This is a genomic window from Vibrio sp. 10N.261.55.A10 (assembly GCF_041470825.1).
Lineage (GTDB): Bacteria > Pseudomonadota > Gammaproteobacteria > Enterobacterales > Vibrionaceae > Vibrio > Vibrio crassostreae_C.
In genome coordinates this window covers 1-10241 of sequence record NZ_JBFRNC010000047.1, presented here as the reverse complement: position 1 = coordinate 10241, position 10241 = coordinate 1, and the positions used below count along the sequence as shown (strand labels likewise).

Below are 10241 nucleotides of genomic sequence, written 5' to 3'. Positions count from 1 at the left end.
AAAGAGGAGAGTTCCGGTATATCCTGCAACAACGGCGATATCCTCGTTGAGTCCGCTATAGCGGGAGAGGGTTATGTTTTTCAACCCACTTTTATCGTGTCTGACGCAGTAAAGAAGGGCCAACTTAACGTTATTCTAAAAGAGTTTGAGCCAGAACCCATGGCGCTATATGCGGTGTATCCGCACCGTAAGCTGATTGCGACTAAGTTGAGTGTTTTTATTGAGTTTCTCAGTGACTATTATGGTGATTTACCGTATTGGGATGATGTTTTTTAAGACTTGAACGGCTCCTGTAGTGGCTAAGTGAACTTGCCCACGTAGTTAGAGGTTTGCAATACCTGAGTTAATCCTTTAAATGCTAATTTAGCAGAATCACTGACTCATAAATGTCCAACTCCGTGCTGACTGGGTAGATCATCGTAAGGCAGACCTGCCCCAGCTAGTTCACTGACAGCGCGCGCGTCGAATGTTAGACGCACTGGCTGAGACATTGCTTGACTAGTGGACTGGCCGAGTAGGCTTGTTTTGGTTGTCGTGTGTACGTTTTTTGAAGACAAAAGCAGAGAGCTTTAACACGCCATAACACAAAAAGGCGGGCACCATGGTCAGCACAGTAAGCTTAACAAATGAGACGCCGAAAACCGCTAACCCAGATAGGTTTCGTTTTCCTTCTTCGAGTGCAAGCTCGGTTGCTGCACTATTTATTGTTCCTGCCCAAGTTGATAGCTCTAGGGTCCACATTACTGCGCAGATGATAAGCGAGATGATTAAGACAATAGCAGAGCGCTGCTTCCAACGATAAACGAGATATTTCATTATACACCTGCCTTAGTGTTGTGTTTCTGTCTCATTTTTCTGCTCACACCTTTTATCCACTGCCAGTGCAGAGCGAGATGGATACCAAGCATTGGCATCACTAGGTTTCCTAGGTCATGATGTAGCTTGGACCAAACAGGCAGTATCTCTACTGGAATACCTAGCTGAGGTAGCAAAGCTTCGGAAACTAAGAATCCGCTGAGTGTTGCCATCAGCATGACCAAGTAGAACAAAGCATCCCAAACCGCATTGAATCGATCTTTAGCAGATTGTTTGTGGATGAAATTTTTTGGAAGAGATACCATCCAGTTCCAATGCAGTAGTAAGTGGATAATCAAAGGAATAATAAACAAAAGGCTCAGCCATTCGTGAGCTGCTACACCTGTTGCTTTGGGGATACAGACTAAGATAAAGCCGATCAGCAATAGGATGTCCATGACATACTGAGTCTTTACCAAACTGTCTTTCCATGTACGGGTTTGCATGATCAATTGCCTGATAGGTTGTTAAGCCATAAAAATTCATGCTTATAAACTATCAAGTTGGCACCTTGATTCAACTGATTTTACAGTCATTTACAGTTAGAAATGCCGCGCGTCTTGATAGCACGGCATTTGTGATCGGCTCCAAATAGATTGAGTATCAAATTAAGCGACTTTTCATGCCTTAAGAATCGGGCTTTTTACCAGTTTATGTCCCGTCCTGAAATGTGTTTACACACTGAGAGGTAGCCTCTCAGTGTTAAGTCAATTCTTAGTAAAATCAAACATGTTTAGAGTTGTTATTTCTCTGTGTGATAGGCTTTTGAGACAGCAAAGCTGTCTTCAAACCAGTTCCAACTCTTTACTTTCCCATCGACGACTTGAACGCGCACAGCCCAACTAAATTTTCCAGTGTCAGCGCCAGTGTTGTTTGCTGTGGCACTCATGGTCCCCATAAAGACGGCTTGATCACCGTTGGCAAAACTATAATCTGTAGTCCAGCTCGTTGTTTTTAATCCAGCACCAAAGCGAGGCAAGAAGGTATTTAAAACTGTTTCTTTAGACTCCCAGTTACCAATCCAAGGAATAGAATCATCTCCTTCATTATGCCAAACAAAATCGTCAGCCATTAGAGTACTTAGCTTTTCCATATCCCCAGATCCAGCAGCCCACAGAAAAGCTTGGGCAACCTCTAGGGTTTTTGCAGATTGTTCTGCCTTAGATTTATCCATGTCTGTTGCGTAACTTGCTTGAATTACTGCGAATAAGCTGAAATATATCACTAAAATTGTTTTTAACATTACGTCTCTCCGTTTAGTTGAACGTAGGATGAAGCAAACGACTCCCTCTGTAAAAGTAGAAGTCGAATAGAGCTGAATCAAATGTATTGAGCTTGATGGTACTGTGGTAGATAAGGGAATTTGGGCAATAGGCTTTGCAATAAAGCTGATCAGTCAAATTTTAAGAGCACAACCGAGCCTAAAATGATTTCTTGTCCAGAAGTGTGCTGACGGGGTATGTGCTTTGAATGAGCGGGACTGGACCGTCCAGTAAGCGACTTTAAGATACCTAAAGTTATCCGTATTTTCCTAATTTAAGTGATTACTCTAAGAAGGTTATGTCCAGAACCTTCATAAGCTGAATTTTCGCCCGTGGCATTTTCTAGTTCAAAAGTCCTCCTTTCCGACTCAGAACCGAACTCTATATGAGTTGTCGGGAGATTTTCTTTTACCCTCCCTACATCAAACGGATCCATAGCTGATCTTCCTAGCGACTTACAACGTAAGAGGCCGATTAAAAGGGAGAAAAAATTATGGCCACCGTTTATGTCAGCATCGGAAGCAACATTAACCGCGAATATCACGTCACAGAATCTCTCAAAGCATTGAATAGCCGCTTTGCACCTCTACACATCTCTAATTTTTACGATTGTGAGCCTGTTGGTTTTGAAGGAGACAACTTCCTAAACCTAGTCGTTGGGTTTGAATGTGACCTTTCTATCGCTGAACTGGCTAAGGTTCTGCATCAAATCGAATTAGAGAATGACCGCAAGCGTGAAACTAAAGAATACGCTTCGCGCACGATGGATATCGATATCCTTCTTTACGGTAACGAAGTGGGCACTATCGATGGAGTAGAGCTGCCTCGAGGTGAAATCACCGAGTACGCTTTTGTGCTTCGACCGTTAGTTGATGTTGCCGCGCAAGAACTTCATCCCACTCTAGATATCTCTTTTCAGCATCTCTGGAACAACTTCGATCAGCTGAGTCAGAAAACCGAACTTATACCGTTCGAGGTCAGCTTCACTTAGTCCCTGTAACTGCTTTAAACAGAACGCTTGAGCTTTATTGATCTTTTCCTCTAATAGGCACGTAACTCACTCTACCTTCTAAGGATCGGAAACTGTTATGAATCACAATGCGATTATCACCATCACAAATCTCAGATTAAGAACCTTCATCGGCTTCAACGAAGAAGAAAAAACCAAGCAGCAAGACATCGTCATAAATGCGGAGATCCATTATCCCGCGAACAACCTTTGCCTCTCTGATGATGTGGAGAACGCACTTAACTACAAAAATATCTGCAAAAAAATTATTGAACATGTTGAATCTGGACGGTTTCTGCTTTTAGAAAAGTTAACCAGCGACGTACTCGGTATTTGTATCGACCATTCATGGGTCCGATACGCTCAGGTGAGAATTGACAAGCCTCATGCTCTACGTTTCGCCGATTCCGTCTCGCTCACCCTGAGCTATGAAGCAGAACTTGAAGATTAACTCATAAGGAGCGACTCAATGCTAACCACAGAAGCTGAAAAAGTAAGAGAAGCTTTGCTCGAAAAGGGGCTTGAAACCCCGATGACATCGAGCGAAATGAACCCCGACCAGAAGTACAACCGCATCAAAGGGCTTTTGACGGAAGTTGTCAGTACGCTCGGGCTGGATTTAACCGATGACAGTCTCGCTGAAACACCTCATCGCATTGCAAAGATGTACGTTCACGAGATATTTTCAGGGCTCGACTACAATAACTTCCCCAAAATTAGTGTTATCGACAACAAAATGTCAGTTGATGAAATGGTTAAGGTATCGGATATAGATTTAACTTCGACGTGCGAACATCACTTCATCACCATCGATGGTTTAGCACAAGTGGCTTATATCCCAGAATCCAAGATTCTTGGGCTATCTAAAATAAACCGTATTGTTCGATTCTTTGCTCAGCGTCCGCAGGTTCAAGAACGCCTTACTCAACAAATCCTGGTCGCGATACAGGCTCTGGTTGAAACAGAAAATGTGGCTGTGACGATTAAAGCAACTCACTACTGCGTTAAATCGAGAGGCGTTATGGACGCTAACTCTGAAACCACCACAACCGCGCTTGGTGGCAGTTTCAAAACTAACCCTCAAACTAGAGCTGAGTTTTTACGATGAGTGAAACGATTCTAATAACTGGAGTGGGGAAGCGTTTAGGATTCGCTCTGGCGCAGCAACTTATATCTGACGGATACAAAGTCGTTGGCACTTACCGAAGCGACTATCCCCAGCTGAAAATACTGCGCGACAGTGGAGCCGACTTGCAACAGGTAGATTTTTATCAACAAAGTAGCTTAGAGGGTTTTTTGCATTATGTTGGTCAAGAATATAAGGCGATTCGAGCCATCATCCATAACGCTTCCGACTGGCAACCGGAGAACAAAAAAAATCCCAGTGAAAACGCATTACAAATCATGAACCAGATGATGACGGTTCACGCTACCGTGCCTTATCTGGTTAACTTAACGCTCAAAGACCAATTAATGTCTGGCGATAAAACGTCGGACATCATCCACATCAGTGATTACGTTGCGGAAAAAGGCAGTAAAAAACACATCGCTTACGCGGCCAGTAAAGCTGCACTCAACAACCTGACGCTGTCGTTCTCAGCGATGTTGGCTCCCAAGGTGAAAGTCAATACTGTCTCTCCTGCCATGATAAAATTCAATGAACATGATGACGAGGCGTACAAAACCAAAGCTCTGAAAAAAGCACTGATTCCCGCAGAGGCAGGCTTTGAAGAAGTGATAGATGGCATTAAGTTTGTTTTGGCTAGTCACTATATGACAGGAAGGACTTTGCACCTTGATGGCGGCAGGCACTTGAAGTGAAGTTCATGCGTTGTGATCTTGAGGCAGGATAGTCAACTAATCTATTCGTCTTTCATATCGTCTAACTACATTTTTTTAAGTTGTCCCTCGACACTTTTTGGGTTTTAGACATTAGAACGTGTTTGCATGGGCGACTCACCAAACAACTGCTTGTAGCTTTGGCAAAAATATCCCAGATGAAAAAAACCAAAGTCAAAGGCGATTTCATTGATGCACCGTTGTTCGCTCGGATTTTGCAGAATGCGCCGTACCTGGTTGAGACGTACATTTTGTATAAATTGTTTTGGTGATATGCCACAACAGGACTCAAAGGTGTATTGCAGCGTACGGCGACTGACATAAACCGCATCGCACAGTTCAGACACGGTGACGGGTTTACGGTACTGCGAGTTATCTAGGTACTGCCTAATTCGACGCATGGTGTTCTCACGCTGTGAGGCATTGGTTTTTTGCATATTTTGATTAGACGATTGAGCGAACAATTCGACCAACATATCTTGAACAATGGATTGATGAGTTTGAAAAGACCAGCGAGATTGACTCGGGGAGAGTAGTAAGCTCAAGTAAGCTTTTATTTGTTGGGTGTAGTGTTGAGAGCAACCAAGAAAGTGGCTCTTGCTGTTTAATGATTCAATCTCTAGCTGTTGCTGAATCATTTCAACCAGTGAAGGGCTTATGACTAACCCATAAATAGAAAAGGTTTCTGGCGTAAGTAGCTCAAAATCCGCCCCAGCCTCACGGATCAAAATACTATCAGGATTACCTTGTGCGTAATTGATGTGTAAAGGTCTATCGTTAGCACTGATCCCTAACCAAATCCCTTCATTAATACGACATTGCTGCTTGAGTTTTCGGTTGCTGTCTTCTCGAAATAGGTGCACGTGAGAAAATTTTCGTTCACGGATCTGACCTAGAAAACTTCCTTGACTCAGTTGGTCATATTCTTGCTGCCAGTTAAAGAGGCTGGCTGCCTGCTGATTTGCATCAAATGTGTTGAATGTGCACAAATTAGGTGCATAACGCATCAATTCTTCATCCTTTCTCATCATTCCATGACCTACCCATGTGACCCATATTAGTACAGTGTGTCTTTAAGTTTATGTTTATTAATGCTTTTTTATGTTTGCCGATTCTTGATATTCATTCGGTTCAAAAATCGCTTAATTACTCATATATACAAAAGGTTATTGAGCAAGAACTGAACCAGTTTATGAAGAGGGAATTTATGACAGCAGCTTATCGCCGACAACAAGGGCACCTGGTTTTTAACTTTGAGTCGTTAGCAGATCTGATGGCAAAGGCTACGCCAGAGCGTTCAGGGGATGTTTTGGCTGGTGTATCTGCGACTTCTGCTGCAGAGCGTGTTGTAGCTCAGATGACACTGGCAGACTTGCCCCTAAAGACGTTTTTAAATGAAGCGGTGATCCCTTATGAAAGTGATGAAGTTACTCGTTTAATCATTGATAGCCATGATAGAGAGGCGTTTAAAGCGATTGATCACCTTACAGTGGGAGACTTTCGGAACTGGCTGCTAAGTGATGAAGCCGATAGTCTCACGCTTGCAAAGCTGCGTCCTGGTTTAACTCCAGAAATGGTGGCTGCAGTGAGTAAGATCATGCGTAATCAGGATTTGATCCAAGTCGCCAAAAAATGTCGGGTAGTGACTGCGTTTCGTAACACCATTGGCTTGCCTAGTCGTTTATCCACCCGTTTACAGCCCAATCATCCAACCGATTCTCTCAATGGCATTGCCGCCAGTATTTTTGATGGTTTGATGTATGGCAATGGTGATGCTGTGATCGGCATTAATCCCGCAACAGATAATGTACCACAGGCAATTAAGTTGATGAATCTGATGGAAGAGGTCATTCAACACTACCAGATCCCGACCCAATCTTGCGTATTAACCCATGTTACAAACACGATTGAAGCGATTGAGATGGGCGCTCCGGTGGATCTCGTCTTTCAATCTATTGGTGGTACTCAAGGTACGAACGACACCTTTGGTATTAACCTTTCGATCCTTAAAGAAGCAAACGAAGCGGCGCTTTCGCTGAACCGAGGCACCGTTGGAAGTAACGTCATGTACTTTGAGACAGGGCAAGGAACATCTCTCTCTGCCAATGCTTTTCATGGTGTGGACCAACAAACTTGTGAGACACGGGCTTATGCCGTAGCGCGTCATTTTAATCCATTGTTGGTTAATACCGTGGTCGGCTTTATCGGCCCTGAATATCTCTTTGATGGAAAACAGATTATTCGAGCAGGGCTTGAGGACCATTTTTGTGGCAAATTGCTTGGCCTGCCGATGGGGTGTGATATCTGCTATACCAACCATGCCTATGCCGATCAAAATGATATGGATAACTTACTGACATTGCTCGGTGTCGCTGAGTGCTCGTTCATTATGGGGATTCCGGGTTCCGATGACATCATGCTCAATTATCAAACAACCTCGTTTCATGATGCACTTTATGCACGCAAGGTGTTGGGTTTAAAACCTGCGCCGGAGTTTGAGGAGTGGCTAACTCAGATGCAGATTTTTGATGATGTAAAAGATGTGCGCCTAAATGAACGACTCTCCGGCTCATTTTCTGGCGCTCTAGCACAACTTAATGGAGGCCCCGCACATGGGTAAGGTGGTCTCTATGGCAAAACATTCTGCTTCTAAGTTGGTAACTCAAAACCCTTGGCACGAGCTTAAAGGTTTTACATCGGCACGTATTGCACTGGGTCGAAGTGGAAATAGCGTTCCAACTAAAGAGTTGCTTTCATTTCAACTCGACCATGCACAGGCGATGGATGCCGTTCATTGTGCTTTAGATGTGGATTCATTGGTTGAGCTCATCGCTCAATCAAACTCGGTCATTCAACACACTTCTCAGGCACCAATTAAGGCGCACAGCAAAGCGACAGACAGATTCATGTATTTGCAAAGGCCGGATCTTGGTCGTGAGCTTGATGACGTCTGTTGGAATCAGTTGCAAGCCGTTCTTCATTCAGAGTCTCCCCCGTTTGATCTCGCGATAGTAGTGGCTGATGGCTTGTCTTCAATTGCCATTCAAAATCATGCAAATCCAGTCATTGAGCATCTGCTTTCTTTATTAGGGGAAGACGAAGTGCCGTGGCATGTTGCTCCTATTACTGTTGTGAGGCAGGGCCGAGTGGCAATAGGAGATGATGTTTGCGAGTGCTTACAAGCCAAGATGGTGGTGGTTTTGATTGGTGAACGCCCGGGACTGACCTCTCCAGATAGCATGGGTATGTACCTGACTTGGCAGGCAAGAAGAGGAGCAAAAGACTCTGATAGGAACTGCATTTCTAATATTCGCCCACAGGGGTTGGCTTATGAAGATGCGTGTAAGCGAGCGGTATACCTATTGAAGGAAGCTCGTCGGCTAGAGCTTTCTGGGGTCAACCTTAAAGACCGTTCGAGTATCGAGGAAGAAGGTGGTGAGCAGTTAGAAGACAAGCACACAGGCAATTTTTTAATTGGATAAAAGACAAAAATAGAGGGATTTACAATGTCAGAACATCAGGAATATTTGGCGCAAAGACAACTTAAAAGGGGCACTGCTGGGTGGATTTTGCTAGCAGGGTTAGGCGTTTCATACGTGATCTCTGGTGACTTTGCAGGCTGGAACTTTGGTATCGGTCAAGCTGGTTGGGGAGGCTTTCTTATTGCTGCAATTGCTATGGCGGTGATGTACTTTACCCTTGTCCTTTCTTTGGCGGAGATGTCTGCGGCTATTCCCGCTGCAGGAGGTGGCTATAGTTTTGCTCGACAAGCCATGGGACCAACGGGGGGATTTTTTACCGGCTTATCCGTCTTAATTGAGTATGCCCTTGCACCTGCCGCGATTGTCATTTTTATTGGCTCAGCGGTGAATGAACTAATGGGTATCGATGGTCCTCTTGTTTACGCGATCTTTTATGCCATCTTTATCGGTATTCATATGGCAGGGGTAGGAGAAGCTCTGAAAGTCATGATGGTCATCAGTGGGTTAGCCGTACTAGCAATTCTTATGACAGCAGGCGTATTGGTTAGTGAGTTTGATGCTAATAATCTGTTTGATATCGCTCCGGCAACCGCACAAGCCACAGAACTACTTCCTTTTGGTTGGTATGGTGTATGGGCGGCACTACCGTTTGCAATGTGGCTTTTTCTTGCGGTAGAAGGGGTTCCACTGGCTGCTGAAGAGGCGAAAAACCCGGCCAAGGATGTACCCAAAGGTATTATCGGCGCAATGTTATTCTTACTAGTCACCGCTACCTTAGTCGTTCTGCTGCTTGCGGGCGCTGTGGGTTCTGAAGCGATTGCGAATAGTGCCGTTCCTCTAGTCGATGCCTTGAAGTTGACCGGTAATCCAACCGTTGCAACGGCTGTTAATATACTAGGACTTGCAGGACTTATTGCTTCATTCTTCTCGATTATCTACGGTTATAGCCGCTTAGTGTTTGCATTGTCTCGTGCGGGTTACTTGCCTCAAAGCTTGTCGCTTACAAACAAAAACAAAGTGCCTGCTCGTGCTTTAGTGGTGCCGGGTGTGTTTGGTTTTGCTGTGTCATTGACCGGAGAAGGCGACCTGATCTTGGCGATGGCGGTAGTGGGGGCGACAGTGTCTTATGCATTAATGTCGCTTAGTCATATATTGTTGCGTATCAAGCAACCAGAGCTTCACCGTCCATACAAAACACCGGGTGGCATGCTGACTTCCGGCACTTCACTAGTGCTGTCGCTTATTGCAATGACGGGTGTTTATGCTTTTGACCCATCTGCATTCTTTATGACTATGGGACTCTTTGTGATTGGTGGTGCTTATTATGGCCTATATAGCCGTAATAAATTGGTCGCATCGACCGCTGAGGAAGAGTTTGAGATGCTGTCGGTTGCAGAGAAAGAGCTTGAGGCTACTAATTAGATTCAATTTCTAATGGTATTTAAGGCTCTAGTGCTTTGCTGGAGCCTTTATTACACTACTTGTAGTAACTTGCGTGTAAACCCCAATCGTCATCACCTCTAACGATAAATATTAATTTAGAAATAGTGCTGTTTTAGGATCATTTTCTTGGAACGTTTTTGTCCAGACACTTGTCATGATTTTTTATAACGAGTTAGATTCATAGCGACGAGCCCCGAAGTTCATTGATAGTGAAGTTTTCATCGCGCTAATCATGTCGATTGCCTTTCTCTAAAGATAAGTTGAAATGATGCAAAGGAAGAATTCGGCATAGATTATGAATGGGATTGATTCAGTAGACGGAATATATGATTCACTAGGGCGTGTTGATCT

Annotated in this window: 12 protein-coding genes; 8 read left to right on the top strand and 4 right to left on the bottom strand. The window is 44.2% G+C overall.

Going from position 1 to position 10241, the window contains the following annotated elements:
* Positions 1 to 276, top strand: a 276-nt coding sequence (locus AB4274_RS15170; protein WP_372112532.1) for a LysR substrate-binding domain-containing protein, incomplete at its 5' end; no start/stop codon positions are given.
* A gap of 222 nt (positions 277 to 498) precedes the next feature.
* On the opposite strand, the gene AB4274_RS15165 is transcribed toward AB4274_RS15170, so the two are convergent.
* From AB4274_RS15165 to AB4274_RS15155, 3 genes are all read right to left on the bottom strand, one after another.
* Positions 499 to 816, bottom strand: coding sequence for a hypothetical protein (locus AB4274_RS15165; RefSeq protein ID WP_017068659.1), 318 nt, complete (start codon positions 814 to 816; stop codon positions 499 to 501).
* The gene (locus AB4274_RS15160; protein WP_372112531.1) at positions 816 to 1301 is read right to left on the bottom strand and encodes a DUF4405 domain-containing protein; all 486 of its coding nucleotides are present in this window, start codon (positions 1299 to 1301) and stop codon (positions 816 to 818) included. The genes AB4274_RS15165 and AB4274_RS15160 overlap by 1 nt, the downstream gene beginning before the upstream one ends.
* A 296-nt stretch (positions 1302 to 1597) precedes the next feature.
* Positions 1598 to 2098 (bottom strand): nuclear transport factor 2 family protein, encoded by a 501-nt coding sequence (locus tag AB4274_RS15155; protein WP_017068657.1) that lies wholly within the window; start codon positions 2096 to 2098, stop codon positions 1598 to 1600.
* Between the two features lie 512 nt (positions 2099 to 2610).
* On the opposite strand from AB4274_RS15155, the gene folK reads away from it, so the two are divergent.
* The 4 genes from folK (at position 2611) to folM (ending at position 4947) form a co-directional block, all read left to right on the top strand.
* The gene (gene folK, locus AB4274_RS15150; RefSeq protein ID WP_372112529.1) at positions 2611 to 3108 is read left to right on the top strand and encodes a 2-amino-4-hydroxy-6-hydroxymethyldihydropteridine diphosphokinase; all 498 of its coding nucleotides are present in this window, start codon (positions 2611 to 2613) and stop codon (positions 3106 to 3108) included.
* A 97-nt stretch (positions 3109 to 3205) separates the two neighbouring features.
* Positions 3206 to 3577: a dihydroneopterin triphosphate 2'-epimerase gene (folX, locus tag AB4274_RS15145; protein ID WP_017067658.1), complete on the top strand. Its 372-nt coding sequence runs from the start codon at positions 3206 to 3208 to the stop codon at positions 3575 to 3577.
* An 18-nt stretch (positions 3578 to 3595) separates the two neighbouring features.
* The gene (gene folE / locus AB4274_RS15140; protein ID WP_048611743.1) at positions 3596 to 4234 is read left to right on the top strand and encodes a GTP cyclohydrolase I FolE; all 639 of its coding nucleotides are present in this window, start codon (positions 3596 to 3598) and stop codon (positions 4232 to 4234) included.
* Entirely contained in the window at positions 4231 to 4947 is a 717-nt protein-coding gene (folM, locus tag AB4274_RS15135) for a dihydromonapterin reductase (protein ID WP_017061643.1), read from the top strand. Before folE ends, folM begins: the two co-directional genes overlap by 4 nt.
* A 104-nt stretch (positions 4948 to 5051) precedes the next feature.
* Here the strand turns inward: folM and AB4274_RS15130 are convergent, their stop codons facing one another.
* Positions 5052 to 5972 (bottom strand): helix-turn-helix domain-containing protein, encoded by a 921-nt coding sequence (locus tag AB4274_RS15130; RefSeq protein WP_017061644.1) that lies wholly within the window; start codon positions 5970 to 5972, stop codon positions 5052 to 5054.
* A gap of 200 nt (positions 5973 to 6172) precedes the next feature.
* Between AB4274_RS15130 and AB4274_RS15125 the strand changes: the two genes are divergently transcribed.
* Genes AB4274_RS15125 through eat form a run of 3 tightly spaced genes read left to right on the top strand, consistent with a single transcriptional unit; the run spans position 6173 to position 9869 of the window.
* A complete protein-coding gene (locus tag AB4274_RS15125) occupies positions 6173 to 7585 on the top strand; it encodes an ethanolamine ammonia-lyase subunit EutB (protein ID WP_372112533.1) in 1413 nt (470 codons plus the stop codon).
* Positions 7578 to 8447, top strand: a complete 870-nt coding sequence (eutC, locus tag AB4274_RS15120) for an ethanolamine ammonia-lyase subunit EutC (RefSeq protein ID WP_017067008.1) — start codon at positions 7578 to 7580, stop codon at positions 8445 to 8447. The genes AB4274_RS15125 and eutC overlap by 8 nt, the downstream gene beginning before the upstream one ends.
* 24 nt (positions 8448 to 8471) lie before the next feature.
* Complete coding sequence (gene eat, locus AB4274_RS15115) at positions 8472 to 9869, top strand: ethanolamine permease (protein ID WP_017061647.1); 1398 nt, start codon at positions 8472 to 8474, stop codon at positions 9867 to 9869.
* Positions 9870 to 10241: the final 372 nt, after the last annotated feature.

Coding starts and splice junctions, on each gene's coding strand:
- folK (WP_372112529.1), top strand. CDS start 2,611: ATGGCCACCGTTTATGTCAGCATCGGAAGCAACATTAACCGCGAATAT.
- folE (WP_048611743.1), top strand. CDS start 3,596: ATGCTAACCACAGAAGCTGAAAAAGTAAGAGAAGCTTTGCTCGAAAAG.
- AB4274_RS15160 (WP_372112531.1), bottom strand. CDS start 1,301: ATGCAAACCCGTACATGGAAAGACAGTTTGGTAAAGACTCAGTATGTC.
- AB4274_RS15165 (WP_017068659.1), bottom strand. CDS start 816: ATGAAATATCTCGTTTATCGTTGGAAGCAGCGCTCTGCTATTGTCTTA.
- AB4274_RS15125 (WP_372112533.1), top strand. CDS start 6,173: ATGACAGCAGCTTATCGCCGACAACAAGGGCACCTGGTTTTTAACTTT.
- AB4274_RS15130 (WP_017061644.1), bottom strand. CDS start 5,972: ATGCGTTATGCACCTAATTTGTGCACATTCAACACATTTGATGCAAAT.
- eutC (WP_017067008.1), top strand. CDS start 7,578: ATGGGTAAGGTGGTCTCTATGGCAAAACATTCTGCTTCTAAGTTGGTA.
- AB4274_RS15155 (WP_017068657.1), bottom strand. CDS start 2,098: ATGTTAAAAACAATTTTAGTGATATATTTCAGCTTATTCGCAGTAATT.
- folX (WP_017067658.1), top strand. CDS start 3,206: ATGAATCACAATGCGATTATCACCATCACAAATCTCAGATTAAGAACC.
- eat (WP_017061647.1), top strand. CDS start 8,472: ATGTCAGAACATCAGGAATATTTGGCGCAAAGACAACTTAAAAGGGGC.
- folM (WP_017061643.1), top strand. CDS start 4,231: ATGAGTGAAACGATTCTAATAACTGGAGTGGGGAAGCGTTTAGGATTC.